The sequence below is a fragment of the Mycobacterium helveticum genome (genome assembly GCF_007714205.1).
In the GTDB taxonomy this organism is placed as follows: Bacteria; Actinomycetota; Actinomycetes; order Mycobacteriales; family Mycobacteriaceae; genus Mycobacterium; species Mycobacterium helveticum.
This window is the reverse complement of record NZ_VMQU01000036.1, coordinates 11,260-36,431: the sequence shown is the minus strand read 5'-3', so window position 1 is coordinate 36,431 and position 25,172 is coordinate 11,260. Positions and strand designations below refer to the sequence as shown.

25 protein-coding genes are annotated in these 25,172 nt (G+C 70.1%); 14 read left to right on the top strand and 11 right to left on the bottom strand.

Annotation, left to right across the window (positions count from 1 at the left end; translation table 11 throughout):
* Positions 1–16: 16 nt before the first annotated feature.
* Positions 17–205 carry a hypothetical protein gene (locus FPZ47_RS10770; protein WP_144951094.1) on the bottom strand — a complete coding sequence of 63 codons (189 nt, stop codon included), beginning with the start codon at positions 203–205 and terminating at the stop codon, positions 17–19.
* 485 nt (positions 206–690) lie between these two features.
* Here FPZ47_RS10770 and FPZ47_RS10765 point away from each other — a divergent pair, with 485 nt between their 5' ends.
* The 3 genes from FPZ47_RS10765 to FPZ47_RS10755 are packed head-to-tail and all read left to right on the top strand — an operon-like array spanning position 691 to position 1,703.
* Positions 691–957 (top strand): toxin, encoded by a 267-nt coding sequence (locus tag FPZ47_RS10765; protein WP_144951096.1) that lies wholly within the window; start codon positions 691–693, stop codon positions 955–957.
* A gap of 1 nt (position 958) precedes the next feature.
* Positions 959–1,303: a ribbon-helix-helix protein, CopG family gene (locus FPZ47_RS10760; RefSeq protein ID WP_144951098.1), complete on the top strand. Its 345-nt coding sequence runs from the start codon at positions 959–961 to the stop codon at positions 1,301–1,303.
* A 46-nt stretch (positions 1,304–1,349) separates the two neighbouring features.
* Positions 1,350–1,703 carry a hypothetical protein gene (locus FPZ47_RS10755; protein WP_144951099.1) on the top strand — a complete coding sequence of 118 codons (354 nt, stop codon included), beginning with the start codon at positions 1,350–1,352 and terminating at the stop codon, positions 1,701–1,703.
* A 272-nt stretch (positions 1,704–1,975) separates the two neighbouring features.
* Here FPZ47_RS10755 and FPZ47_RS29365 read toward each other — a convergent pair whose 3' ends face one another.
* From FPZ47_RS29365 to FPZ47_RS10740, 3 genes are all read right to left on the bottom strand, one after another.
* The gene (locus FPZ47_RS29365) at positions 1,976–2,143 is read right to left on the bottom strand and encodes a hypothetical protein (RefSeq protein WP_246133380.1); all 168 of its coding nucleotides are present in this window, start codon (positions 2,141–2,143) and stop codon (positions 1,976–1,978) included.
* Between the two features lie 18 nt (positions 2,144–2,161).
* Entirely contained in the window at positions 2,162–2,479 is a 318-nt protein-coding gene (locus tag FPZ47_RS10745) for a glutaredoxin family protein (RefSeq protein WP_144951101.1), read from the bottom strand.
* Positions 2,480–2,645: 166 nt separating this feature from the next.
* Positions 2,646–3,176 carry an NUDIX domain-containing protein gene (locus FPZ47_RS10740; protein ID WP_144951103.1) on the bottom strand — a complete coding sequence of 177 codons (531 nt, stop codon included), beginning with the start codon at positions 3,174–3,176 and terminating at the stop codon, positions 2,646–2,648.
* Between the two features lie 145 nt (positions 3,177–3,321).
* On the opposite strand from FPZ47_RS10740, the gene FPZ47_RS10735 reads away from it, so the two are divergent.
* A complete protein-coding gene (locus FPZ47_RS10735; protein ID WP_144951105.1) occupies positions 3,322–5,031 on the top strand; it encodes an NAD-binding protein in 1,710 nt (569 codons plus the stop codon).
* Here the strand turns inward: FPZ47_RS10735 and FPZ47_RS10730 are convergent.
* On the bottom strand, positions 5,028–5,906 hold the full coding sequence (locus FPZ47_RS10730; RefSeq protein WP_144951151.1) for an LLM class flavin-dependent oxidoreductase: 879 nt from the start codon (positions 5,904–5,906) through the stop codon (positions 5,028–5,030). The genes FPZ47_RS10735 and FPZ47_RS10730 overlap by 4 nt on opposite strands.
* Positions 5,907–5,945: 39 nt before the next feature.
* On the opposite strand from FPZ47_RS10730, the gene FPZ47_RS10725 reads away from it, so the two are divergent.
* Both FPZ47_RS10725 and FPZ47_RS10720 read left to right on the top strand, forming a co-directional pair.
* The gene (locus FPZ47_RS10725; RefSeq protein ID WP_144951107.1) at positions 5,946–6,359 is read left to right on the top strand and encodes a VOC family protein; all 414 of its coding nucleotides are present in this window, start codon (positions 5,946–5,948) and stop codon (positions 6,357–6,359) included.
* Positions 6,360–6,459: 100 nt separating this feature from the next.
* A complete protein-coding gene (locus FPZ47_RS10720; protein ID WP_144951109.1) occupies positions 6,460–6,849 on the top strand; it encodes a VOC family protein in 390 nt (129 codons plus the stop codon).
* Positions 6,850–6,851: 2 nt separating this feature from the next.
* On the opposite strand, the gene FPZ47_RS10715 is transcribed toward FPZ47_RS10720, so the two are convergent.
* Positions 6,852–7,343: a beta-class carbonic anhydrase gene (locus FPZ47_RS10715; protein WP_144951111.1), complete on the bottom strand. Its 492-nt coding sequence runs from the start codon at positions 7,341–7,343 to the stop codon at positions 6,852–6,854.
* Positions 7,344–7,486: 143 nt separating this feature from the next.
* Here FPZ47_RS10715 and FPZ47_RS10710 point away from each other — a divergent pair, with 143 nt between their 5' ends.
* The 4 genes from FPZ47_RS10710 to FPZ47_RS10695 are packed head-to-tail and all read left to right on the top strand — an operon-like array spanning position 7,487 to position 12,852.
* Positions 7,487–8,464, top strand: a complete 978-nt coding sequence (locus FPZ47_RS10710; RefSeq protein WP_144951113.1) for an ABC transporter permease — start codon at positions 7,487–7,489, stop codon at positions 8,462–8,464.
* Positions 8,461–9,351, top strand: a complete 891-nt coding sequence (locus FPZ47_RS10705; RefSeq protein ID WP_144951115.1) for an ABC transporter permease — start codon at positions 8,461–8,463, stop codon at positions 9,349–9,351. Before FPZ47_RS10710 ends, FPZ47_RS10705 begins: the two co-directional genes overlap by 4 nt.
* Positions 9,348–11,186 (top strand): dipeptide ABC transporter ATP-binding protein, encoded by a 1,839-nt coding sequence (locus FPZ47_RS10700; protein ID WP_144951117.1) that lies wholly within the window; start codon positions 9,348–9,350, stop codon positions 11,184–11,186. Before FPZ47_RS10705 ends, FPZ47_RS10700 begins: the two co-directional genes overlap by 4 nt.
* A complete protein-coding gene (locus FPZ47_RS10695) occupies positions 11,179–12,852 on the top strand; it encodes an ABC transporter family substrate-binding protein (RefSeq protein WP_246133381.1) in 1,674 nt (557 codons plus the stop codon). The genes FPZ47_RS10700 and FPZ47_RS10695 overlap by 8 nt, the downstream gene beginning before the upstream one ends.
* Here the strand turns inward: FPZ47_RS10695 and FPZ47_RS10690 are convergent.
* The 3 genes from FPZ47_RS10690 to FPZ47_RS10680 all read right to left on the bottom strand — a co-directional run bounded on the left by FPZ47_RS10690 (position 12,839) and on the right by FPZ47_RS10680 (position 17,953).
* Complete coding sequence (locus tag FPZ47_RS10690) at positions 12,839–14,089, bottom strand: alpha/beta hydrolase (protein ID WP_144951121.1); 1,251 nt, start codon at positions 14,087–14,089, stop codon at positions 12,839–12,841. The two genes, FPZ47_RS10695 and FPZ47_RS10690, sit on opposite strands and share 14 nt — an antisense overlap.
* An 85-nt stretch (positions 14,090–14,174) precedes the next feature.
* Positions 14,175–16,805, bottom strand: coding sequence for an AAA family ATPase (locus tag FPZ47_RS10685; RefSeq protein WP_144951123.1), 2,631 nt, complete (start codon positions 16,803–16,805; stop codon positions 14,175–14,177).
* Entirely contained in the window at positions 16,802–17,953 is a 1,152-nt protein-coding gene (locus tag FPZ47_RS10680; protein WP_144951125.1) for a metallophosphoesterase family protein, read from the bottom strand. The genes FPZ47_RS10685 and FPZ47_RS10680 overlap by 4 nt, the downstream gene beginning before the upstream one ends.
* Positions 17,954–18,185: 232 nt before the next feature.
* Here FPZ47_RS10680 and FPZ47_RS10675 point away from each other — a divergent pair, with 232 nt between their 5' ends.
* Both FPZ47_RS10675 and FPZ47_RS10670 read left to right on the top strand, forming a co-directional pair.
* Positions 18,186–19,556 (top strand): HNH endonuclease signature motif containing protein, encoded by a 1,371-nt coding sequence (locus FPZ47_RS10675; RefSeq protein WP_144951127.1) that lies wholly within the window; start codon positions 18,186–18,188, stop codon positions 19,554–19,556.
* Between the two features lie 34 nt (positions 19,557–19,590).
* The gene (locus tag FPZ47_RS10670) at positions 19,591–20,094 is read left to right on the top strand and encodes a SixA phosphatase family protein (protein ID WP_210419875.1); all 504 of its coding nucleotides are present in this window, start codon (positions 19,591–19,593) and stop codon (positions 20,092–20,094) included.
* A 114-nt stretch (positions 20,095–20,208) separates the two neighbouring features.
* Here FPZ47_RS10670 and FPZ47_RS10665 read toward each other — a convergent pair whose 3' ends face one another.
* A complete protein-coding gene (locus tag FPZ47_RS10665; RefSeq protein WP_246133382.1) occupies positions 20,209–20,736 on the bottom strand; it encodes a DUF3558 domain-containing protein in 528 nt (175 codons plus the stop codon).
* A gap of 59 nt (positions 20,737–20,795) precedes the next feature.
* On the bottom strand, positions 20,796–21,353 hold the full coding sequence (locus FPZ47_RS10660) for a DUF3558 domain-containing protein (protein ID WP_144951130.1): 558 nt from the start codon (positions 21,351–21,353) through the stop codon (positions 20,796–20,798).
* A 161-nt stretch (positions 21,354–21,514) separates the two neighbouring features.
* Between FPZ47_RS10660 and FPZ47_RS10655 the strand changes: the two genes are divergently transcribed.
* Positions 21,515–23,272, top strand: coding sequence for an ABC transporter ATP-binding protein (locus tag FPZ47_RS10655; RefSeq protein WP_144951132.1), 1,758 nt, complete (start codon positions 21,515–21,517; stop codon positions 23,270–23,272).
* Positions 23,269–25,164: an ABC transporter ATP-binding protein gene (locus FPZ47_RS10650; protein ID WP_144951134.1), complete on the top strand. Its 1,896-nt coding sequence runs from the start codon at positions 23,269–23,271 to the stop codon at positions 25,162–25,164. The genes FPZ47_RS10655 and FPZ47_RS10650 overlap by 4 nt, the downstream gene beginning before the upstream one ends.
* Positions 25,165–25,172 lie beyond the last annotated feature (8 nt).

Sequence of the window (25,172 nt, the reverse complement as noted above, 5' to 3'; positions counted from 1 at the left end):
AGAAGCAGTGGCCCGGCTACACCGCGAGACGGGCGCGCATGGCCGCCCGGGCGCGGCGCTCCCATGTTGCGCTGACGGGTTCGCGCTCCATGCGCATCGAGCCGACAACCTCGTCAACGACGGTGGCTCTGCGGCGGCGTGTCTTTTCCTCCGCTGGTAGGGCGCGCCAAGCGTCGACGCGCAGACGGAATTCTGTGCTAGTCATCTTCTGACACCTCCCTACCTGGTAGTTGATCACCTCAAGGGTAAACGAAAAATGGCGCATATCCCATCCCCGGCGGCCGAATCGACGGAGCGTGACGCCAGCAAACCCCTCAGGAGTGGTCTCAGTGTCACGAGCGTGTCACAACTCATCGAAAACTCTACAGCGAACGCCCCCGGACTCACTCGGACGACTTTGGACGATTGCCGCAGCTCAATGGCCATTTCTAGCCCACATCCGTCGGACGCCGCAGACGATCTCGGACCGCTTCGGACGGGTCGAATGCGCCTCCGGAGCAGAAGGCCGCAGGTTCGAATCCTGCCGGGGGCACCATCTGAAGCATTCTTTACCCCCGGGCCTGGGCTTGACACCGGAGGATGCCCTGCCGTGACTGCTGCCCGAGAAGTGGCTTGACCCTAGAACGCATGCCGTGCCGTGGTTGAACAACAGAGACGCGCGACCGTAAAATTTCGTGTTACGTTAATCCAGTGCGGCCACTGAAGGTCCACGACTCCGCCCTGAAGCGCGAGTACACCGAGGACGACATCCCACACGCTCTGGATCACGTACACATCTCCTACGACGTGATCGACGATGATCCGCCCCGGAGCTGGGCATTCGGGTTCACGGCCAAGGGAGTTTTGATCGAACTGATAGTGCTGCACAAGGCGAAGGAAGACCTCGTGATTCATTGCATGAAGGCCAGGAAGGCTGAACTTGACAAAGCCCTCCTCATTAGAGGAGGCAGGTACTGACATGGCAACTTCGAAGAAGGATGCGGCGCACGCCGCCACGACGTTCAGGACGGACAAACGGGACAAGTCGCCCGCTGCATCACACCTGGCGCGTGACGAGCGATCATTGCCGGAGTCGGTGGACGAGGAAACCATCGCCCGTTTGGTCGCCGAAGCCCAGGAGGGGATTCCCGCCGAGAAACTGCGGCGTCGCGGGCGTCCTGCGATTAGCGACGAAGCGGCGCGCACGTATTCGGTTCGCCTGCCTGATGACCTGGTGGCCCTCGCCGACGAGCGTTCCGAGATCGACGGTGTGACCAGAGGGGAGACGGTCCGCCGCGCGCTCATCGAGTACCTGACAAAGTGACGCCGAACAACGAGAACCGCTCGGCCCGTGAGAAAGCATGACGGCTATGACCGTTCGCCCCGGACTGGCTCCGAAGTTCTACTTTGGCCGCGACGCGGTGCTGTTCGCCATGGACAACGCAGGGGTAAACCCATTTCGCGCGGCGCTGACCCAAGCACAACAGCAGGGGTCGTCTCGACTCGACGTCGACGAGATGACTCACCAGGTCCTCGTCGAACCCGGCGCGGCCGAGGTTCAGTTCCAGGACGGGAAGGCGGTGTGGCGGATCGACCACGCCAAGGCGGCCGAAATCATCGAGCTACTCACCGATATCAGTCAGCATCCTGGCGCGGGTCACCACTACGTCGACATCTCGGCGCCCGCTGCCACGCTCGTGATCTCGGTCGACGAGTACGCCTGACAACCGCGTCGCGGGTTCGGGCCCGCGGGTGAACGCGTAGTGCTGCACCAGGGCGGTGACGACGCCGTAACCGAGGTGGGGCAACAGGTCGCTGACCCAGCCCACGAGACCCCAGGTGCGTGGGTCGGTCACCCCCAGAACGGTCATCGGCCCGTTGGTGCCGATCAGCGCGAACACGGCGGCCAGGATGCCCACCGTGAGCCCGGGCGGCCAGCCGAGCCCGTACGCCAGCCCCAGAATCACGCCGATGCCGATGCCCGCGGTGTATCCGGTCAGCGCCCAAGTCCCGAAAGCCGGGCCGCCAGCACGTCCCCGCTGCCGGGCACCGTCAGGTGGACCAGCTTCGCCATGGCCGCGACGGTCCGTTCCGGCGTGCTGCTGGCCGGTTGGCTTTCCTCACCGCTTTCTCCTGGATCGTCATGTCTTTCCGCGATGGTCACCGCGCGGGCGTTGACCCGTCAGCGCCGCAGCCGTGACCGCAGTGCCGACCACCATCGGCCGGCACCGCTGAGTTGGTCGAGCAGTTCGGGAGCCTGGGCGCGGACGGCCTCGAGCACCTGACCCGGCGACGGGTTGACCATGGCCACGTCGCCGACGACCACCGTCGGAACGGTCTCGTTGCCGTCGGCGATGGATCGGACCACCGCGGCGGCGTCCGGGTTGGCCCAGATGTCCACCTCCCGGGTCGGAAGGCCCAGCCGGCGCAGTGCGCCGCGTAGGCGCCAACAGAACGGACAACCCGGCCGCCAGTAGACAACCACCTCCGGTGCGCTCATGGCCGGCCACCGCGCACGGCAACAACGCCTGGTAGCCGTGCAGCGCATCGGCCGGGGAATGAAAGAATTCCACCTCGGCGATCCCGGCGCCGGCGAGTTACGTGTACCGGCCGGCGGAACTGCAGGTGCGTGGCGCCCGTCGACAGCCGGTTGCTCGTGGGACGCTTCATGGCCGGCTCAGCAGGAACAGGCTGTAGGCGGCCAGCGACTGCGCGTCGGCGATCACCCCCGAGCGGATCATCTGCTCGACGTCGGCGCGGGAGAACCACGCATCGCGCATGTCCTGCTCCTCGGGCTCGCGATCATGCTCGCCCTCGACGATCCCGGTGGCCAGGAACACCCAGCCGCGCTGACTGGTCATCCCGGGCACCGTGTCGATCCGGCCGAGCGCCTCGAACGACGCCGCGCGCAGGCCGGTCTCCTCCCGCAGCTCACGCTCGGCCAGCACGGCCGGCTCGAGGTCCTCGGCCGCGGTGCCCTGGGGGAACTCCCAGCACCGCACACCGAGCGGATACCGGAACTGTTCGACGAGCCGGAAGCGGTCCCCGTCGTAGGGCATCACCAGCGCGTAGTCCGGCTTGTCCACCACGCTGTAGATGCCGGTGGTGCCGTCCGGGAACCGGATGTCGTCCTCGCGGATCGACAGCCACGAGTTCCGGTAGATCTCGCGCGAATCGAGGCGTTCGATGATGGACACCCGACCAGTATCGCGGCCGTTCCGGCGGGATGCCGCGCTGGCACAAATCGGCGCGGTGCCCGATAGTCATAACAACCAGCGAACGCCGATATCGCCGGAGGTGGGGGTTCATGGCGGACAAGCCGACCGCGAGACGCGCCTGACCATGCGCCGACACATCATCGTCAGCGGTGACGACTCCCTGGCCACGACGATCGTCGAGGAGCTCAACAACGCGGGCGTGAGCATCGTCAAACTCGCCAGCCCGGCCGACCTCCCCGCCGCCGGGATAGCCCGGGCCGCCGCGGTCGTCTGCGCCGGCGACGACGACGCGACCAACCTCGAAATCGCACTGCTGGCACGCAAAGCCAACCCGACCGTGCGCGTGGTGGCGCGGCTGGCCAACGGCGTGCTGCGCGAAGCGGTGGCCGACGACAACGGCCCGGGCGCGATCCTCGACGTCGCCGACCTGGCGGCGCCGTCGGTCGTGGAGGCGTGCCTGGCCCACAACACGCACCCGATCGAAGCGGCGGGCATCGAGTTCGTCGTCTCCGACGCCGAGGCGCCGCGCGACGGCAGACTCCGCGACATCTACGGCGACCTGGCACCGGTGGCGGTGATCCACGGCAAGAACTCCGAGACGCCCGGCAGGGTCGTGCCATGCCCGGGCCGGGACCTGCGGGTCCAGGCCGGCGACCTGACCGTGATGATCGGCACCGCCGAGGAGCTGGCCTGCTGCGGCATCATGACGCCGCGGCCCATCGGCACGCGGACCCACCCGCCGCGGCTGCGGCGGGCGTTCGACGCCATACGCACGCTGCGCAACGACGTCAACCCGATGTTCTACCGCGCGCTGGCCGCGGCGATGACCCTGTGGCTCGGGTCGGCCATGTTGTTGCGCTTCACCTACCAGACTCCGCCGGGCATGACGTGGATCGACGCGCTGTACTTCAGCACCGAGACGATCGCGACGGTCGGCTACGGCGACTTCAGCTTCCTGCACCAGCCGACGTGGCTGCGGCTGTTCAGCATTATGTTGATGTTCGCCGGGGTCACCACGACCGCGCTGCTGGTCGCGTTCATCGCCGACCTGCTGCTGTCGCGCCGCTTCGCCCACTCGGCCGGGCGCCGCCAGGCCCGCCATCTGCGCAACCACATCATCGTCGTCGGCCTCGGCTCGTTCGGCATCCGCGTCGTGAGCGATCTGATCGCCGCCGGCTACGACGTGGCCGTCATCGAACGCGACGAGAACAGCCGGTTCCTGTCGTCGGCGGGCCAGCTCGACGTGCCGGTGATCTTCGGGGACGCGACGCTGCGCCAGACGCTCGAGTCGGCCGGCGTCGACCACGCCCGCGCGGTCGCGGTGCTCACCCAGGACGACATGGTCAACATCGAGACCGGGATCGTGCTGCGCGAGATGCTGGGCCCGCGGACGATGCCGGCAGTCCACCGGCCCCACATACCGATCGTGCTGCGCATCTACGACCGGGCGCTGGGCACCGCGGTCGCGCAGCGGTTCGGGTTCGACCACGTCCGCTCGACCGTCGACCTCGCCGTGCCGTGGTTCATCGGCGCCGCGATGGGCCTGCAGGTGCTGGGCACGTTCTCGGTCGGGCAGCGGTCCTTCATGGTCGGCGCCATGCACGTGGCGGCAGGCAGCGAACTCGACGGGCTGCGGATGTTCGAACTGTCCACCCGAACCCGCGTCATCGCGATCACCCGCCACGATGCGCCCGTCAACCTGCACCCGCGCCGCGACGCCTGGCTGCGCGCCGGCGACACCGTCTATCTCGTCGGGCCCTACCGGGAGCTGCTGGCCACGCTGCGCAAGGGCCAGCCGCCCGCCCCCGCCAGCGTCAACGAGCGGGCCAGCTAGAGCCGCCCCGCCACGTCGGCGGCGCGCCGGACCTGGTCGAGATTCGAACTGGTCGGAATGAGCTGGACCTCGTCTGTGCCGATGTCGGAGAACCTGCGCAGCACATCCAGGAGCTGGTCCTCGGTGCCGGCCCAGCCGGTCGTCGGCGCCATCGCATCGACGTACTCGGCCGGTATCCAGTTCATGTAGCGCCGCAGATGGCGGTGCACCTGCGCGCGGGACTCCTCGGGCGAGCCGAATGCGAACCAGAACGACGTCATCAGGTGGGGTTTCGGCTTGCCGGCCTGCGCCCACGCCTCCCGCGCCACGTCGAACAGCTCGTTCTGCTTGGCGGCGTCGAGGTCCAGGGTGGTGCCGGCCAGCCCGTCGGCCCAGACCGCGGCGCTGCGGATGGTCTTGGTGCCGATGCTGCCCACGAGCAGCGGCGGGCCACCCCGCTGCACCGGCGCCGGCCCGACCGGCAGCACCGAGTCGGTGATCTTCTCCCCCGCCCACACCCGCTTCATCACCGCCACGCGCTCGGCCATGCCGCGCATCGTCTGCGTCGCCGGGTCCGCCCCCACGGCCTGATAGTCCTCGTGCCTGCCGCCGACACCGAGGCCCGCGCTCAGCCGCCCGCCGCTGAGCATGTCGCCGGTGGCCAGCCCCTTGGCCAGCATGACGGGATCGTGCAGCTGGGGCACGATCACGGTCGTCAGCAGCCGCACCCGATCGGTCCAGGCCGCCAGCGCGCCGAGCAGCGTCAGGTTGTCCGGGTTGTCGAAGGCGATCCGCTCGCCCCAGCACAGCGACGAGAACGGGCCCTCGTCGACCGTGCGCGCCCAGTCCCGCAAGAGCGTCGCGTCCAGGTCGGGCTCCATCACCGGCATCGTCATCGCTATCTGCACAGCGCCGATTCTGGCAGCATGATCCGGGTGGGTTCGAGCAGCACCTCCATCGCGCACGTGCGGCTGACCGTCACCGACATCGAGCGATCGCGGCGGTTCTACGAGAGCGTGTTCGGGTGGCCGGTCTTGCTGGAGGTTCCCGACAACGCCGACGAGGCGACCCGCAGCCGGCTGGGCTTTCTGTTCGGGGGTGTCATCTACGACCTCGGCGGCACGCTGCTCGGGTTGCGGCCGGTCGGCACCGACCGCTTCGACGAGGACCGCACCGGCCTCGACCACATCGCGTTCCGGCTCGTCAGCAGGTCCGAAATCGACGCCGCGGCAGCACGTCTGGACGAGCTGGGCGTGGCCCACGAACCGATCCGGGACATCGGGCCGTCCTACATCCTGCAATTCCGCGACCCCGACAACATCGCCCTGGAACTCACCGCGCCGAAGTGATCGAATGAGCGGGTCGCGAGGGTGCGCAAATTGACAGCCGCGGCGGCGTGTCGCCGTGCCGAGACGCACGCTCGCGGGACGCGGTAGGGAGGCAGCCACCATGCCCATCAGCTTCAACCACACCATCGTCTGGGCCCGCGACAAGCACACGTCCGCGCAATTCCTCGCCGAACTGTTCGGCCTGCCCAGCCCGCAGCCGTTCGGCCACTTCCTGGTTGTCGCACTCGAGCACGGCGTCAGCCTCGACTACGCCGACGTCGCCCCGGGTGAGGACATCACGCGCCAGCACTACGCGTTTTTGGTCTCCGAGGAGGATTTCGACGCGATCTACGGCAAGGTCCGCTCACGCGGCCTGCAGCACTGGGCCGACCCGCGGCAGAGCCGGCCCGGCGAGATCAACCACAACGACGGCGGGCGCGGCGTCTACTTCCCGGACCCCGCCGGGCACACCATGGAGATCCTGACCCGCCCCTACGGCTTGGGCGGCTGACGCTACGGCGTGACCTCGTCGAGCCTCCCGGTGGCGACGTCGAAGACGAAACCCCGCAGCGACACGTGCGCGGTGACAAACGGGCTGATCTGGATGCGGCGCAACGACTGCCGCACGTCCTCGGCGACATCCGGGAAGGCCTCGGACGCCCACGGCGGTTTGACGCCCGTCTCGTCGGCGATGGCGCGCCGGAACGCGTCGTCGGTGAACGTCAGCATCCCGCAGTCGGTGTGGTGGATCAGGATGACCTCGCGGGTGCCCAGCAACCGCTGGCTGATGGCCAGCGAGCGGATCGCGTCGTCGGTGACCACGCCGCCGGCGTTGCGGATGACATGGGCCTCACCCTCGCCGATGCCCAGCATGCGGTAGACGTCGAGCCGGGCGTCCATGCACGCCACGATCGCGACGTGTTTGCTCGGCGGCATGGGCAGCGGGCCCTCAAAACGGCTCGCGTAGTCGGCATTGTGGGCCAGGTAGTCGTCGGTAACCGTCACGCAAGCCTCCTCGGAGTGGCGCTCGAAGCGCTGCGACGCATCGTACAACCGGGTGACCGGCCCCCGGTCCGGCGTTGCCGTCGCGTCGCCGGGGCCCCCGCTCGATAACCTGTTCCCATGCGACACGGGCGGACCAGTCGGGCATGATCCGCTTCCTGGCGCGCCGGTTGCTCAACTATGTCGTGCTGCTGGCGCTGGCGTCCTTCCTCACCTATTGCCTGACCTCGTACGCCTTCCGGCCGCTGGACAGCCTGCTGCAGCGAAACCCCCGGCCGCCGCAGGCGGTCATCGACGCAAAGGCCCACGCCCTCGGCCTGGACAAGCCGGTCCCGATCCGCTACGCGGACTGGGCCGCGCACGCCGTGCGGGGTGACTTCGGGACCACCATCACCGGCCAGCCCGTCGGCTCCACGCTGTGGCGCCGCGTCGGCGTCACCCTGCGCCTGCTGGTCATCGGCTCGGTGGTGGGCACGGTGCTGGGCGTGGTGGCCGGCGCGTGGGGCGCCATCCGCCAATACCGGCTCAGCGACCGCCTCGTCACCGCCGTGGCGTTGCTGGTGCTGAGCACGCCGACCTTCGTCATCGCCAACCTGCTGATCCTCGGGGCGCTGCGGGTGAACTGGGCGGTGGACATGCACCTGTTCGACTACACCGGGGAGACGTCGCCGGGGGTACGGGGCGGAACCTGGGCGCTCCTGCTCGACCGGCTGCGGCATCTGATCCTGCCGTCGCTGACGCTGGCGCTGGGCGCCGCGGCGGGCTACAGCCGGTACCAGCGCAACGCGATGCTCGACGTGCTGGGCCAGGATTTCATCCGCACCGCCCGCGCCAAGGGGCTCACCCGCCGGCGCGCCCTGGTCAAACACGGGCTGCGCACCGCGCTGATACCGCTGGCCACGCTGTTCGCCTACGGGGTCGCCGGGCTGGTCACCGGGGCGGTGTTCGTCGAGAAGATCTTCGGCTGGCACGGGATGGGTGAGTGGCTGGTGCAGGGCATCGCGACTCAGGACACCAACATCATCGCGGCCATCACCCTGTTCTCCGGCACGGTGGTGTTGCTGGCCGGGCTGCTCTCCGACGTCTTCTACGCGGCTCTCGATCCCCGGGTGCGGGTGTCGTGACGAGCGCCGGCGCACCGGAGTTCACCTCGCAGCGCACCCTGGTGCTGCGGCGGTTCGCGCACAACCGTGCCGCCGTGGTCTCGCTGACGCTGCTGGCGCTGCTGTTCGTGGGCTGCTACACGCTGCCGCCGCTGCTGCCGTATTCGTTTCAGGACCTCGATTTCAACGCGCTGCTGCAGCCGCCCAACGCGCGGCACTGGTTGGGCACCAACGCGCTGGGCCAGGACCTGCTGGCGCAGATCTTGCGGGGAATGCAGAAGTCGATGCTGATCGGCGTGTGTGTCGCGTTCATCTCCACCGGCATCGCGGCCACCGTGGGGTCGATCGCGGGCTATTTCGGCGGCTGGCGGGACCGGGTGCTGATGTGGGTGGTCGACCTGATGCTGGTGGTGCCCGCCTTCATCCTCATCGCGATCGTCACCCCGCGGACGAAGAACTCGGCCGGCATCCTGATGCTGGTGCTGCTGCTGGCCGGCTTCGGCTGGATGGTCAGCTCGCGCATGGTGCGTGGCATGACGCTGAGTCTGCGCGAGCGCGAATTCATCAGGGCCGCAAGGTACATGGGCGTTTCCAGCCGCCGGATCATCGTCGGGCACGTGATACCCAACGTGGCGTCGATCCTGATCATCGACGCCGCGCTCAACATCGCATCGGCCATCCTGGCCGAAACCGGGCTCAGCTATCTGGGTTTCGGCATTCAGCCGCCGGACGTCTCGCTGGGGAGCCTGATCGCCAACGGCACCGCGTCCGCGACCACCTTCCCGTGGGTCTTCCTGTTCCCCGCGGGGGTTTTGGTGCTGATCCTGATGTGCGCCAACCTGACCGGCGACGGCCTGCGCGACGCGCTGGACCCCGGCAGCGCGACGTTGCGGGGCGGCGCCCGGTGAGCCCGCTGCTGGAGGTGACCGACCTGGCCGTCACGTTCCCGGCCGACGGCGGGCCGGTGACCGCGGTGCGCGGCATCAGCTACCGCGTCGGCCCGGGCGAGGTGGTGGCCATGGTGGGCGAATCGGGCTCGGGCAAATCGGTGTCGGCGATGGCCGTGGTGGGGCTGCTGCCGGAGTACGCCCGGGTGCGCGGCTCGGTGCGGTTGCACGACACCGAACTGCTGGGTCTCGGCGACGGCCCGATGTCGCGCGTCCGCGGCAAGTCGGTCGGCATGGTGTTTCAGGATCCGATGTCCGCGCTGACCCCCGTCTACACCGTGGGCGACCAGATCGCCGAGGCGATCGAGGTGCACCAGCCGCGCGTCGGTCGCGGGGCCGCCCGCCGCCGCGCGGTGGAACTGCTCGACCTGGTCGGCATCGCGCAGCCCGAGCGGCGGGCACGCGCCTTCCCGCACGAGCTGTCCGGCGGCGAGCGGCAACGGGTGGTGATCGCGATTGCGATCGCCAACGATCCCGACCTGCTGATCTGCGACGAGCCGACCACCGCGCTGGATGTCACGGTGCAGGCCCAAATCCTCGAGGTGCTCAAGAAGGCTCGCGACGTCACCGGCGCCGGGGTGCTGATCATCACCCACGACCTCGGCGTGGTGGCCGAATTCGCCGACCGCGCGCTGGTGATGTACGCGGGGCGGGTCGTCGAGTCCGCCGGGGTGCACGACCTCTACCGCAACCGCCAAATGCCCTACACCGTAGGACTTTTGGGCTCGGTTCCCCGGCTGGACGCCGCGCAGGGCACCCGGCTGGTGCCCATCCCCGGGGCTCCCCCGTCGCTGGTCGGCCTCGAGCCGGGCTGCCCGTTCGCGCCGCGCTGTCCGCTTGCCATCGACGAATGCCGTTCGCAGGAGCCGGGATTGATTCCGGTCGGGGTCGATCACCTGGCCGCCTGCATCCGTACCGAGCGGGTCGACGGACGCAGCGCCGCCGACATCTACGGGGTCAACACCGCCTCCCTCGCTATGGAACCCGGCGTCTCGGCGGTCGTCGTGCGGGTGCGCGACCTGGTCAAGACCTACCCGCTGACCAAGGGCGTGCTGTTGCGCCGCAGGATCGGCGAGGTGCGCGCCGTCGACGGCGTCAGCTTCGAGTTGCGGCAGGGCCGCACGCTGGGCATCGTCGGCGAGTCCGGCTCGGGCAAGTCGACCACGTTGCACGAGATCCTGGAACTGGTAGCGCCGCAATCGGGGTCGATCGAGGTACTCGGCAGCGACGTCGCCACGCTGGGCCCCGCGAGCCGGCGGGCGCTGCGCCGCGACATCCAGGTCGTTTTCCAGGACCCGGTCGCCTCCTTGGACCCGCGGCTCCCGGTCTTCGAACTGATCGCCGAGCCGTTGCGCGCCAACGGGTTCGACAAGGCCGACACCAACACGCGGGTGGCCGGGCTTTTGGACATCGTGGGACTGCGCCGGGCCGACGCGGCCCGCTACCCCGCGGCGTTCTCGGGCGGGCAGAAGCAGCGCATCGGCATCGCCCGGGCGCTGGCGTTGCAGCCCAAGATCCTGGCGCTCGACGAACCGGTGTCGGCCCTCGACGTCTCCATCCAAGCGGGGATCATCAACCTGCTGCTCGACCTGCAGGAGCGGTTCGGATTGTCGTATCTGTTCGTCTCCCACGACCTTTCGGTGGTCAAACACCTGGCCCACGACGTGGTCGTGATGCACGCCGGCACGATCGTCGAACGGGGCGACAGCGTGGCGGTCTTCGGCAACCCGCAGCACGAGTACACGCGCCGGCTGCTCGGCGCGGTGCCGCAACCGGATCCGAGCAGACGTGGCTAGCCGGCGCGCGCTGATCGCCGCGGTGCTGCTGGTCGCCGCGCTGGTGGTCTCCGGCTGCTCGGCGATCAACCTGGCGCCTGAGACCGCCACGAAGGCCCGGATCGGCTCGAGCAGTGACGTCAACCCGCGCAATCCCGCCACACTGCGCGACGGCGGCAACCTGAAGCTGTCGCTGAGCGACTTTCCGCCCAACTTCAACATCCTGCACATCGACGGCAATTCGGCCGAGGTGGCCGCGATGATGAAGGCCACGCTGCCGAGGGCGTTCATCATCGGTCCGGACGGATCGACGACCGTCGACACCGACTACTTCACCAGCGTCGAACTCACCGGCACCTCGCCTCAGGTGGTCACGTACACGATCAACCCGCGGGCGGTGTGGTCCGATGGCACGCCGGTCACCTGGCGCGACATCGCCAGCCAGATCCACGCCCTGTCCGGGGCCGACAAGGCGTTCGAGATCGCCGGGCCCAGCGGGGCGGACCGCGTCGCGTCGGTGACCCGCGGGGTGGACGACCGGCAGGCGATCATGACCTTCGCCAAGCCCTACGCCGAGTGGCGCGGCATGTTCGCCGGCAACGGCATGCTGCTGCCCGCCAGCATGACCGCCACCCCCGAGGCGTTCAACAAGGGTCAGCTGTCCGGACCCGGCCCGTCGGCCGGCCCCTTCGTCGTTTCCGTGCTGGACCGCACCACGCAGCGCATCGTGTTGACCCGCAACCCCACATGGTGGGGGCCGCGGCCACGGCTGGACGCCATCACCTATCTGGTGCTCGACGACGCCGCGCGGTTGCCCGCGCTGCAGAACAACACGATCGACGCCACCGGCATCGGGACGGTGGACCAATTGGCGATCGCGCAGCACACCCAGGGCATCTCGATCCGCCGTGCGCCCGCCCCCAGCTGGTCGCACTTCACCTTCAACGGCGCGCGCGGATCGATCCTGGCCGACAGGGCGCTGCGGCTGGCGGTGTCCAAGGGCATCGACCGGCAGACCATCGCCAAGGTCGTCCAGTACGGCCTGACCACCGATCCGGTGGCCCTGGGAAACCACATCTACGTCGCGGGACAGGAGGGCTACCAGGACAACAGCGCCATCGTCCCCTACGACCCGGCCGAGGCGCGACGGGAGCTCGACGCGCTGGGCTGGAAGCTCGACGGCCAGTTCAGGGAGAAGGACGGCCGCCCGCTCGTCATCCGGGACCTGTTCTACGACGCGCAGGGCTCACGGGCGTTTGCCCAGATCGCCCAGCACAGCCTGGCCCAGATCGGGGTCAAGCTCGACCTGGTGGCCCGCTCCGGCAGCGGCTTCTTCAGCAACTACGTCAACGTCGGGGACTTCGACATCGCGCAGTTCGGCTGGCTGGGCGACGCGTTCCCCCTGTCGTCGCTGACCCAGATCTACCAGTCCGACGGGGCGAGCAACTTCGGCAAGATCGGCAGCCCGCGGATCGACGCCGCGATCGAGCGCACGCTCGAAGAGCTCGATCCCGCCAAAGCGCGGGCGCTGGCCAACGACCTCGACAAGCTCATCTGGGCGGAGGGATTCAGCCTGCCGTTGACCCAGTCCCCGGGCGACGTGGCGGTGCGCAGCACGCTGGCCAATTTCGGCGCGCCGGGCCTGGCCGATTTGGATTACACCGCAATCGGTTTCATGCGGTCCTGAGGCGGCGGCGCAGCGGCGCCGGGTACGGCAGCGCGGCCTCTGCGGCCACGGCCGCGGCAACCGCATGCCACAGCAGCCGCACCCCCGGGCGCGGCGCGAGCGCGTCCAGCCTCGAGCCCTGGCCGGCCAGCGTGGCGTGCTGCCCGCGCCATACCGCGGCGATGACGGCCAGGGCCGCGGGCTCGCGAAAGTCCAGCGCGCTGTGCGCCATCGTCGGCAGCGTCAGCAACACCGCACCGGGGATCAGCGACGCGATGCGCCGGGCCACCGCCGGCGGCGTGACCAGGTCGCGGCCGCCGGAGATCAGCACCGTGGGCCAGTCGAATTTCGGCATCTCGACCGCCAGGTCGAAGGGCTCCGCCTCGAAAGGCATTGTCGGGGAAAGGGTTTCACGTAGCGCCACTGCCGGGTCGAGAGGCAGGCCGTCGGGCTCGGCAGCATAGTCGAGTTCGCGGAAAGCGATGCGGCCCACCAGATCGGGTTCGAAACGGTACGGCACCTTGCGGTTGAGCATGGTGATGGAGCGGAACAGCGCATGCCACAGCAGCGTTCGCCCGTCCAGCAACAGGTCGAGCTGGCGGTCGAGCAGGGCGGGGCCACCGTATCCGTACATCATGGCGGCCATCTCTCCGGCGGCGGCGGTCATCACCCCGGCGTCGACGAGCTTGCGCATCTTCGGTGCCAGCGCCGCGGTCTCCGGGCCGTCGCCGGCCAGCAACAGCCCGCGCACGGCGTCGCGCACCATCGCGATGTCGTCGCGCGACAGCAGCGGCGAATCCAGGACCATCGCCCGCACCCGGCCGGGGTGGCGGACGCCGACCCCGGCCGCGAGGTAGGTGCCGTACGAGCTGCCGTAGAGGACCGCCGAGTCCACGTGCGCGTCGTCGAGCACGGCGGCGACGTCGTCGACGACCTGGTCGACGGTGATCGCCTCGGGCGGCAGGTCGGCGCCGGAGTCGTCGTGGCGCGACATGCCCACCCCGCGGTGCTCGATCATGATGACGTCGAGGCCGGCCGCGGCGGCGCGTCGCCGAAAACCCTGATACATCAGCACCGAGGCCACACCCGGGCCTCCCGGGATGATCACCACCGGGTGGGTGGACTTGAGGCCGGCCCGCACGTAGTACAGGTCGAACTCGTCGGCGCTTTCCCGCGAGACCGGTCGGCGCACCGGCCGCACCCCGGGCAGTCGGGCCAGCCTGTCGTGCGTGCGACGCCGTTTGGCGTTCATGCTCATCGTTGTCGGCCCACCATGGTCCCCCATTCTGCCGAGGGGTGCCCGCGCTCGCAGTGCGGCGGCCCGGTCGCGGCTCCGGAGCCCGCTAGACGGTGAGGTCGATGCGGTGCGCGCCCTTGACGCCGTCGTAGCGGCCGGGGCTGCAGGTGAGCACGATCACCTGCCCGTGCGCGCCCACGGTGTCGAACACCTCGCCCATCGTGGCCAGCCGGTCGGGATCGGTGAACCCGAGGGCGTCGTCGACCACCACCGGTACGGTGTCCTCCTTGGCGACCAGCGCGGCGCCGGCGAGCCGCGCCAGGATGCCGAGTTGCTCTTTGGCCCCGCCCGAGAGGGATTCGTAGGGCACCGTCACGCCGTCCAGGGTTCGGCTGCGGATGCACAGGTCGGGGTCGATGTCGACCTCGAAGGTCGGCCCGAACACCGGGCGACCGAGCCGCTGCAGTTCGCTCCGGTAGGGATCGACGTAGCGCAGCCTGGTGTTGTCGCGGTGACGTGTCATCACCGTGCGCAACAGCTGCGCGGCCCGCGCCCGGCCGCCGATGCGCGCGTGTTCGCCCGTGGCGTGCTCGAGTTCGGTCTCGGCGGCGTCCAGCTTGCCCTTGCGGCCCTCGTTGCCGATGACCGAGAGTTCGATGCCGACCTCGCGCAGCCCGCGGGCGGCGTCCTCGTAGCGCTCGTGCAGGGACGCGGCCTCGTCGGTCGCTTCCCGCAGTTCGGCGGTCACCGCGTCCGGCGCCGCGGCGGCCAGTTGTTCGGCCAGCTCGGCGACGCGGTGCTCGGCGGCCCGGGCCGCGGCCAGCGTGGCCTGCGCCGCCGCGGCGAGGTCCTCATCGCGGGATGACGCACGCTCTAGGGCCAGCCGCTCGGCGGCCGCGGCCAGCTCCGCGCGCTGGGTCTCGGACTTGTTCTGCAAAACCGTTGCCTGCGTTGAGGATTCGACGAAAACGGCGTGTGCGGCGGCGGCCGCGCCGCGGGCGGTCTCGCATGCGGCGTGCGCGGCCGTGCGGGCCGCCTCGGCGGAGTCGAGTTCGGCAGCGGCGGCACCGGCATCGATGGCCGGGAGGCCGGCCCCGTCGCGTCCGGCGGCACCGAGCTGCGCCAGGCGCGCGCACAGGTGGTCGGCGTCGTCGTCGCCGCACAGCCCGGCCAGCGTGGCGCTCAACCGGTCGCGGCCGTTCTGCAGTTCGCGGCGCCGCGCAGCCTCCGCGCGGGCCTCGGCGAGGTCTGCCACCGCGGCGGCGGCCAGCGCGGCGGTCAGCTCTTGTTGTGCGGCGGCATGTTGGGCCTGCACGTCGAGCGCGGCCGCACCCGGGGTGACCCGCGCGCTCAGCACGCCGGGCACCTCGACCGTGGTGGGGCCGGTGGCGATCAGCGACCAGCTTTCGCCCGCCGCCAGCGACACGCGCTGGTCGCCGGTGCACAGCACGACGTCGGTGGCCGCGGTGAACTCGACCGCCGCCGAGATCAGCGTCAGCTGCGCGCCGATGCGATCGACCGCCGCCGCGGCCTCCTCGATCCGGCGGAGCACCCGCTCGGTGACCGCGACCGCGGAGAGTTGTGCGCAGATCCGGTCGCGCTCGGTCTGGAGGGCCTCGATCTTGGCCAGCCGGGCCCGCAGCCGGTCAGCCTCCTCGCGCTCGGCGAGCCCCTGCACGGCGCGCCGGGCGGCGTCGACGCGGCGCTGCACGTCCAGCAGGGCCTCCGTTGCGGCCGCGGCCGCCGCATCAGCGGCCTCGGCGGCCTCCCGCGCCGCCGCCTGCGCCTCGGCGGCTTCCCGCGCCGCGACCTCGGCGGCAGTGACGGTTGCCGTGCGGGCGGCGATGTCGCTGAGCAGCCGCACGCGCCCCTCGTGGGCGGCGGCCGCGGCATCGCGCGTCGCGCCCGCCGCGGCCGCCACCAGCCCGGCTTCGCGCGCCTGGCCGGTGAGCGCGGCGACCTTGTCGGCGGCTTCCCGGGCCGCGGCCAGGCGCGGCCCGGCGGCCATCCGCTGCTGGGACAACTCGGCGACCTGCTCGGTCAGGGCGGCGTGGCGGCGCACCCGCTCGTCGACCTCGGCGACGGCCGCCGCGCACTCGGCCACCGCGGCCCGGGCCCGGTCCCGCCGCAAGATCGCGGCGGCCCAGTCCCCGGTGGGGCGCCCGGTCGGGGTGAAATAGCGGCCGTACTCGGCGTCGATCCGCTCGACGAGCAACGGCTCGGTGCCGGACAGCGCCGCATCGGCACCCGACTGAGCGGCCGCGACGTCCAGCGCACGCGACAGCGCGTCGCAGCCGGACAGGTTCACCGCGGCGGTCGACGCGCTCTGCAGCACCCGCTGGGCACGCCACAGACCCTGGTCCACCGTCTCGGCCAGCATCGCCGTGACCCGCTCGTGGGCTTCGTCGCCGGTCAGCTGCTCGCGGCGCGGCGTCAGCACCGTCAGCTCCGTCTCACATTTCTTGTGGAACCGCTTGCGGTAGACGAAACGGTAAGGCCCGCAACTGATCTCAGCGCTAACCTCCGAGCCGACGTCGCTGTTGGCGGGCTTGACCTGCTTGACTTCCTTTTTCGTGGAACGGTCCCGGCATTCCAGCAGCAGGTCCAGCGCCTCGATCATCGACGACTTGCCGATCTCGTTGGCGCCGCACACCACGACCACACCGTGGTCGGGAAAAGCGATGTCGCGGTGCGCGATGCCGCGATAGTTCGTCAGGACCAGCCGGTGCAGCTTCATGCCGCCCCCCGGTCGGCCAGTCGCAGCAACAGCGCCAGCGCCGCCTGGGCGTCGGCGGCGGAGTCGGTGTCGCCCTCGCGCGCCGTCGCCACGAGTTCCTCGACGGCCGCGGCGGCGAACCCGCCGATGCCCAGATCGGTGAACTCGCCGTCGGCGGGGATGACGGCCAGGTCGGTGTGCCGGTCCCACAGCCCCAGCCAGGCGAACAGCCGCGCGTATTTGTCCAGGCAGGCGTCCAGCGCGGCGCGGTCGGTCACCGTCAGCGAACCGGTCAGCGCCAGCCGCACCACCGTCCGGTCCTTCGCGGACATCAGGTCCAGGTTGAGGTCCAGATCGGCGATGTCGCGGCTGTTGTCGACCTGGCGGCGCAGGGTGGCGAACCGCCAGTGGCCCAACCGCCGGGAGTCCACGGTGACGGCCCGTCGCGGGTCGGTGTCGTCGATGTCGACGACCAGGACATGCCCCGGGTCGGGTTCGACGTCGTCGAAGTTGGTGACCTCCGGGGAACCGGAGTACCAGACCCGGCCGCCGGCGCCGACCCGGGTGCGCGAATGCTTGTCCCCCAGCGCCGCGTAGTGCACCGCGCCCCGGTCCAGCGCGTCGTGCAGCGTGGCGAGCCGGATCAACGAGGGTTTGCCGGGATCGGGGTCGAGTTCGTCGACACCGCCGTGGGCGAGCAGGATCCGGGTGGCCGTACCCGGGGACAGGCCGTCCAGGACGTCGGCGACCAGGTCGGTGGTCGGGACCTTGGACCGCCACGGCGCGGCGACGATCTCCAGCCCGGGCCGGACCTGGTGCACACCCGCCCGGTCGAGCACCGTGACGTTGCCCGGGCATTCCGCGGTGAACAGCGCGCTGGTGTAGACCGACGCGGCGTCCAGCGGGTCGTGGTTGCCCGGCAGCAGGTAGACGGGAATGCCGATGCCGCGCATGGCTTCCAGCGACTGGCTCACCACTTGGGGGGCGAGCTGGTTGTGTTCGAAGACGTCACCGGCCACCACGACGAACTCGGCGCCGACCTCGGCCGCCAGTGCGCCCAGGCCGGCCACCGCGTCGCGGCGCGCGGCCGAGTACCGCGGCTGGGCGTCACCGGCGAGAAAGTGCCGGGTCATACCCAGCTGCCAGTCGGCGGTGTGCAGGAAGCGCATGCCGGCGACCCCCTTTCGGATTGCGTGGCTGTCAGGGCACCGCGAGCTTATGTCGGGCCACCGACAAGAACGGGGACCTCGCCCGGCAGGTCTCGGGGATGCCGGCCACGTTGCGGGGCGCGGCGCTGTGTGCACACCCCGACTCCAGGGCCGCTGAAACAACTTGTGTCACTTTTGTTTCAGTGGTCACCGGGCGCCGGTCTTTGTCGGTGGGTGCGGATAGCTTGGCGGTGTGAGTGTTGATCGCGAGGCGTTGAGGGCGGATTTCGAGGCCCTGGATGCTGTCGTGGACAGGCTGTTCGGCTTCGACTGCGCGGGGTTGACCACCCCGGAGTTGTTGGCCTGGCTGGCGCGGGTGGAAAGGGTGCGTCGCCGGCTGCCGGCTCTGGAGCATCCGGTGATCAACACCTTGGCGCGTCAGGCCACCCCTGAGGAGTTGGGCGGCAAGCCGGCGCAGGCGATCGCCGAGGCCACGCTCATCAGCCGTCAAGAGGCCGCCCGGCGGGTCCGTGAGGCCGCCGACCTGGGACCCCGGTGCGGGCTGCCCGGCGAGCCGATACCGCCGGCGCTGGCGGCCACCGCGGCCGGCCAAAAAGACGGCACGCTCGGCGCCGGACATGTTGCGGTGATCCGCAGCTTCTATCACCAACTACCCGGCTGGGTCGACCAAGCGACCCGGGACGCCGCCGAAGCCGACCTCGCCCACGACGGTGCCCAGTTTCGGCCCGACCAGCTGGCCAAGCTGGCCGACAGGCTCGCCGATGCCATCAACCCTGACGGCAACTACACCGACGAAGACCGTGCCCGGCGGCGCGGCCTGATCATGGGCGCCCAGGGCCCTGACAAGATGTCCCGGCTCAGCGGCTGGATCACCCCGGAGTTGCGCGCCACCCTGGAAGCGGTGTGGGCCAAACTGGGCGCCCCGGGCATGTGCAACAGCCTCGACGAGACCCCGTGTGTGGCCGGGACACCCAGCCAAGAGGCCATCGACAAGGACAGCCGCGGCCCGGCCCAGCGCCAGCACGACGCGCTCAACGCCGCCCTGCGCGCCGTGCTGGCCTGCGGCGATTTGGGCCAGCACAACGGTTTACCCGCCTCGATCATCGTGAGCACCACCCTGGCCGAGTTAGAGGCCGCCGCCGGGTGCGGGTTGACCGGCGGCGGCACGATCCTGCCGATGAGCGATGTCATCCGCCTGGCCCGCCACGCACGCCACTACCTGGCCATCTTCGACCACGGCAAAGCTCTGGCCCTGTATCACACCAAACGATTGGCGTCGCCGGCCCAGCGGATTGTCCTGTACGCCAAGGACCGCGGCTGCTCGGCGCCGGGCTGCAGCGTGGGCGGCTACTACAGCGAAGTCCACCACGTCATCCCCTACGCGAAATCCGGCGTCACTGACATCAACCACCTCACCTTCGCCTGCGGCGGCCACCACCCGATCGCCGAACAAGGCTGGATGACCCGAAAAAACAACCGGGGCGACACCGAATGGATCCCACCCCCGCACCTGGAGCGCGGCCGACCCCGCACCAACACCTACTGGCACCCCGAAAAACTGCTGCGCAACAACCACGAAGACGAGGGCGACGACGCGGCGTAGCGCCCCTGGGTTCCCGTTGGTTACCGTGAAGCCGATGAAAGGCCCGCGCACGTTGCTGCTGCTGCGGCACGCGAAATCCGATTACCCGGACGGCATCGCCGACCATGACCGGCCGCTGGCGCGGCGCGGCGTCCGGGAAGCGGGGCTGGCGGGTGACTGGCTGCGGGCCAACGTGACTGCCATCGACGCCGTGCTGTGTTCGACGACGACCCGCACGCGGCAGACCCTGGCACGCACGGGTATCCAGGCCCCGACACGATACGCCGAACGGCTCTACGACGCCGCCCCCGGCGCGGTCATCGAGGAGATCAACACGGTGGGCGACGAGGTGAAGACCCTGCTCGTCGTCGGCCACGAGCCGGCGATGTCCGGCGTGGCGCTGGTGCTGGCCGGCGCCGACGGTACCGACGCCGCCCTCGCCGAGCGCATCGCGGCGAAATTCCCGACGTCGGGGATCGCGGTGCTCGCCGTGCCCTGCGCGTGGGAGGACCTGGAGCCGGGCCGCGCCGCGCTGGTCGGTTTCGAGGTCCCGCGCTGAGCCCGATTGCGCGACTCCTCCTCGGCCCGCTCACGCGGGCCGCATCGTCGCCGCGCTGAGCCCGATTGCGCGACTCCTCCTCGGCCCGCTCACGCGGGCCGCATCGTCGCCGCGTTAGGAGTTGGTGGCCAGCGTCAGCTCCATGAGCTTGATGGCCTGCCCGCACGCGTCGATGCCCGGCGCCTGCGGGTTGATCCACCAGCCGACCACCCCCGCCGCGTCGCTGGCCACCCCGCACGCGCCGTTGGGATCGTCCGGTCGCATCACGATCGAATCGATCCCCGCGATGTTGCGGCTCTCGACCCTGTACTTCAGGAAGTCGGCGACCTTGCGCTCGTTGCTCAGGCTGCCCTGCTCGAACCAGAACCGGGTGATGTCGATCAGGCCGGCCGGGTTGGCCGCCTGCCACCGGCAGATCGCGCCGACGAACGTGCTCTGGATGTCGAGGGGATCGGCGCCCACCGTCTTGGCCAGGATGTCGGTGGTCAGCACCTCACACTCCTTGAGCAGGTTCGGGTACTGCTGCTGGGAGTTGTTGTTGCGCGGCACGCCGCCCGAGCCGGCCTTGACGGCGGTGCCCCCCACCGACTTCGAACAACCGCTCAACACCAGCCCCGTCACTACCAGCAAGGCGGCGACCATGACCGGCAACCCGGCGCGCACGCCTCTTCTGCCCCGAGATCCGGGGCGCGTCGTGGCCATCATTTGGAATTCGCAATCGACTGACGGGTGAGCTCCCGGGCGATGTCGCAGGGCGGCGGGAACGGCTTCTGGCTGAAGCTGATCGACCATTCGATGAAGTCGTCCCCGAACTGGATACCGATTTCGCACAGCGAGTCGCCGAGGTTGGGTTCGTTGCCGACGGCGATGAAGCCGCTGTGGCCGTTGATGTTGATGTCGTCGACGCTGGCGCGCGAGAGTTCCTCGGTCTTGCGTTCCCGGCCGATGGGGCTGCCGCGATACCAGGAGAAGGAGAAATGCGGGCCGAGGATGCCGCCACCGGCCAGCCACTGGCATCCCACCGAGTTGCGGGCGGTGTTCACCAGCCCGCTCATCTTGGTCAGGTCCGCCACCGTCTGGTCGCTGATGCCACCGCACTGCGGGAACATCGGGCCGTGGTGGCCCTCGGCGCTTCCCGGGGCCGACGGCGCCGTCGCGCCCGGTTTGTTGCCGCCGGAACCGGAGCACGCCGCCGCCGCGAGGATCAGGACCGTCAAGGCCGCCGCGGCGATGGCCAGGGTCGCCGGGTTACGCCGCACCGCTACTCTGCTCTTGCTCAGCCTGCTGCTCGTCCACACGATGCACTGTAGCGGCAGCCCCGCGGGTCAACCACCGGCGCGCCACCTGAGCAGGCATTTCAATTCCCGTGGTGGTGCCCGGGCTCAGTGGCGCGCCGCGGCGCGTATGCGAGAGTTACCCCATGCTCCTGGCACTGCTGCGCCAGTACATCCGCCCGTACCGCCGGCTGGTCGCGGTGCTGATGACGCTGCAGATCGCCAACACGCTGGCGTCGCTGTACCTGCCGACGGTCAACGCCGCGATCATCGACGACGGCGTGTCCAGGGGCGACACCGCGACCATCGTCCGGCTCGGCCTGGTGATGCTCGCCGTCACCGGCTTGCAGGTGCTGTGCTCGGTGGGGGCGACCTACGTCGGTTCCCGCACGGGAATGGGCTTCGGGCGCGACCTGCGCACGGCGCTGTTCGAGCACGTCACCACGTTCTCCGAGCGCGAGACCGCACGTTTCGGCGCGCCGACGCTGCTGACCCGCAGCACCAACGACGTCCGGCAGATCCAGTACCTGGTGCAGATCTCGGGCACCGTGCTGGTCACCGCGCCGATCATGTGCGTCGGCGGGATCGCCATGGCGATCGACCAGGAGGCCGCGCTGACGTGGTTGCTGCTGATCAGCGTCCCGGTCATGGCTGTGGCCAACTACTGGATCATGTCGCACATGCTGCCGCTGCTGCGCGGGATGCAGCGCCTGATCGACGGCATCAACCGGGTGATGCGCGACCAACTCTCCGGTGTCCGGGTGGTGCGGGCGTTCGCGCGCGAGCGATTCGAGCGCGACCGGTTCGCCCGCGCCAACGGAGCGCTGTCGCACACCGCGCTCAGCGTGGGCAATTGGCAGGCGCTGATGCTGCCGGTGACCACGCTGACCATCAACGCGTCCAGCGTCGCGCTCATCTGGTTCGGCGGCCTGCGCATCGACCGGGGCCAGATGCAGGTGGGCGCGCTGACCGCGTTCCTGGCCTACTTCACCCAGATCCTGATGGCGGTGCTGATGGCAACCATGACGCTGGTGGTGCTGCCGCGGGCATCGGTGTGCGCCGAACGCATCACCGAGGTGCTGTCCACCCGCGCCGCCGTCGGCAACCCGCCCAGCCCCGAGTTCCCGCGGGAGGGCATCACCGGCGTGGTGCGCGTGGCCGGCGTGACGTTCACCTACCCGGGCGCCGAACGCCCGGTGCTGCAGGACATCTCGCTGACGGCGACACCCGGCACCACCACCGCGATCGTCGGCAGCACCGGGTCGGGCAAATCGACGCTGGTGTCGCTGATCTGCCGGCTCTACGACGTGACCGACGGCGCGGTGCTCATCGACGGCGTCGACGTCCGCGACTACGACACCGAACGGCTGTGGTCGGCGATCGGGCTGGTCCCCCAACGCGGCTACCTGTTCACCGGCACGGTCGCCGACAACCTGCGCTACGGCAGGGCCGGGGCGACCGAGGCCCAGATGTGGGAGGCGCTGGAGGTGGCCGCCGCCGACGGATTCGTGCGGGCACACCCGGACGGGCTGCAGATGCGGGTCGCGCAGGGCGGGATCAACCTGTCGGGCGGACAACGGCTGCGGCTGGCCATCGCCCGCGCGGTCATCCGCCGCCCCGCGGTCTACCTGTTCGACGACGCGTTCGCCGCGCTCGACGTGCACACCGAGGCGCGGGTACGGGCCGCGCTGCGGGACACCGCCGGTGATGCCACCATCATCGTTGTCACACAGCGTATTTCGACCGCGGCTCAGGCCAACCAGGTGATCGTCGTCGAGGACGGGCGACTGGTCGGTGCGGGCACCCACGACTCGCTGCTGGCCGGCTGCCCGACCTATGCGGAGTTCGCCGACTCCCAGTCGGTGGCCGCCCTGCAATCAGGTCAGGTGGGGGGCGCGCCGTGACGGCGGCCGTGCGCCGGGCTCCCGTCCCCGCTGCGCGGTCCCGCCACTTCTGGGGCTCGGCCACCCGGCTGGTCAAACGGCTCGCGCCGCAACGAGGGCCGGCCGTCGCGGTGATCGCGCTGGGTGTCACCGGCACGGGAATCGGGGTGATCGTTCCGCGGATCCTCGGGCACGCGACCGATCTGCTGTTCAACGGCGTGCTCGGGCGGCAACTGCCCGCGGGCATCACGAAGGGCCAGGCCGTCGCCGCGGCCCGGGCCCGCGGCGACACCACCTTCGCCGACCTGCTGTCGGGGGCGAACGTGGTGCCGGGCCGGGGCGTGGACTTCGACGCGGTGGGGCGAACCCTGGCGCTGGCCCTGGCGTTCTATCTCGTTTCGGCACTGCTGATCTGGGCGCAGGCCCGGCTGCTCAACGTCACCCTGCAGCGCACCATGGTCGCCCTGCGCGCCGACGCCGAGGACAAGCTGCACCGGCTGCCGTTGTCCTACTTCGACGGCCGGCAACGCGGTGAGCTGCTGAGCCGGGTCACCAACGACATCGACAATCTCCAGTCGTCGCTGGCGATGACTCTCAGCCAGTTGCTGACGTCGGTGCTGACCGTGGTGACGGTCCTGGCGATGATGATGTCGATCTCGCCGCTGCTGGCGGCGATCACGGTGCTGACGGTGCCGCTGTCGCTGCTGGCGACGCGTGCGATCGCGCGGCGCTCGCAACGCCTGTTCGCGGCCCAGTGGGCCAGCACGGGACGCCTCAATGCCCACATCGAGGAGACCTACAGCGGCTTCACGGTGGTCAAGACGTTCGGCCACCGGGCCGCCGCGCGCGAGCAGTTCCGCCGGCTCAACGACGACGTGTACCACGCCGGTTTCGGCGCCCAGTTCAGTTCGGGCCTGGTCGCGCCGGCGACGACGTTCGTCGGCAACCTCGGCTACGTCGCGGTCGCCGTCGTGGGCGGCCTGCGGGTGGCCACCGGGCAGATCACCCTCGGCAACATCCAGGCGTTCATTCAGTATGTCCGGCAGTTCAATTCGCCGCTGAGCCAGGTGGCCGGGATGTACAACACCCTGCAGTCCGGGGTGGCCAGCGCCGAACGGGTTTTCGAGCTGCTGGACGAGACCGAGGAACCTCCGGACCCCCGGCCGCGGACCGACGACGGCCGTGGCCCGCGGCCGGGTGGTCGCGTGGAGTTCCAGCACGTGAATTTCGCCTACCGGCCCGGCGTCCCGGTGATCGAGGACCTGTCGATGGTGGCCGAACCGGGCAGCACGGTGGCCATCGTCGGCCCGACCGGCGCCGGCAAGACCACCCTGGTGAACCTGCTGATGCGGTTCTACGACGCCGATTCCGGCCGGATCCTCTTCGACGGGGTCGATATCGCCACGATGAGCCGCCAGTCGCTGCGGTCGCGAATCGGCATGGTGCTGCAGGACACCTGGCTCTTCGACGGGACGATCGCGGAGAACATCGCCTACGGGCGGCCCGAGGCCGGCCAGGACGAGGTGATCCAGGCCGCCAGGGCGGCCTACGTCGACCGGTTCGTGCACACGCTGCCCGCGGGCTACCAGACCCGGATCAGCGGCGACGGCGGCAACATCAGCGCCGGCGAGAAGCAACTCATCACGATCGCGCGCGCATTCCTGGCCCGCCCGCAGTTGTTGATCCTCGACGAGGCGACCAGTTCCGTCGACACCCGGACCGAAGCCCTCGTCCGGCGGGCCCTGCACGAGCTTCGGCAGGACAGAACGAGTTTCGTCATCGCGCACCGGCTTTCGACGATCCGCGATGCGGACCGGATCGTGGTGGTCGAGTCCGGCCGCATCGTCGAGCAGGGCAACCACGCCGAACTGCTAGCGCGGCGGGGGGCCTACTACGCGATGACGCGGGCCTGACCCTCCCC

Coding starts and splice junctions, on each gene's coding strand:
- FPZ47_RS10770 (WP_144951094.1), bottom strand. CDS start 205: ATGACTAGCACAGAATTCCGTCTGCGCGTCGACGCTTGGCGCGCCCTA.
- FPZ47_RS10760 (WP_144951098.1), top strand. CDS start 959: ATGGCAACTTCGAAGAAGGATGCGGCGCACGCCGCCACGACGTTCAGG.
- FPZ47_RS10755 (WP_144951099.1), top strand. CDS start 1,350: ATGACCGTTCGCCCCGGACTGGCTCCGAAGTTCTACTTTGGCCGCGAC.
- FPZ47_RS10745 (WP_144951101.1), bottom strand. CDS start 2,479: ATGAGCGCACCGGAGGTGGTTGTCTACTGGCGGCCGGGTTGTCCGTTC.
- FPZ47_RS10735 (WP_144951105.1), top strand. CDS start 3,322: ATGCGCCGACACATCATCGTCAGCGGTGACGACTCCCTGGCCACGACG.
- FPZ47_RS10730 (WP_144951151.1), bottom strand. CDS start 5,906: ATGACGATGCCGGTGATGGAGCCCGACCTGGACGCGACGCTCTTGCGG.
- FPZ47_RS10720 (WP_144951109.1), top strand. CDS start 6,460: ATGCCCATCAGCTTCAACCACACCATCGTCTGGGCCCGCGACAAGCAC.
- FPZ47_RS10710 (WP_144951113.1), top strand. CDS start 7,487: ATGATCCGCTTCCTGGCGCGCCGGTTGCTCAACTATGTCGTGCTGCTG.
- FPZ47_RS10690 (WP_144951121.1), bottom strand. CDS start 14,089: ATGAGCATGAACGCCAAACGGCGTCGCACGCACGACAGGCTGGCCCGA.
- FPZ47_RS10685 (WP_144951123.1), bottom strand. CDS start 16,805: ATGAAGCTGCACCGGCTGGTCCTGACGAACTATCGCGGCATCGCGCAC.
- FPZ47_RS10680 (WP_144951125.1), bottom strand. CDS start 17,953: ATGCGCTTCCTGCACACCGCCGACTGGCAGCTGGGTATGACCCGGCAC.
- FPZ47_RS10670 (WP_210419875.1), top strand. CDS start 19,591: ATGAAAGGCCCGCGCACGTTGCTGCTGCTGCGGCACGCGAAATCCGAT.
- FPZ47_RS10665 (WP_246133382.1), bottom strand. CDS start 20,736: ATGGTCGCCGCCTTGCTGGTAGTGACGGGGCTGGTGTTGAGCGGTTGT.
- FPZ47_RS10655 (WP_144951132.1), top strand. CDS start 21,515: ATGCTCCTGGCACTGCTGCGCCAGTACATCCGCCCGTACCGCCGGCTG.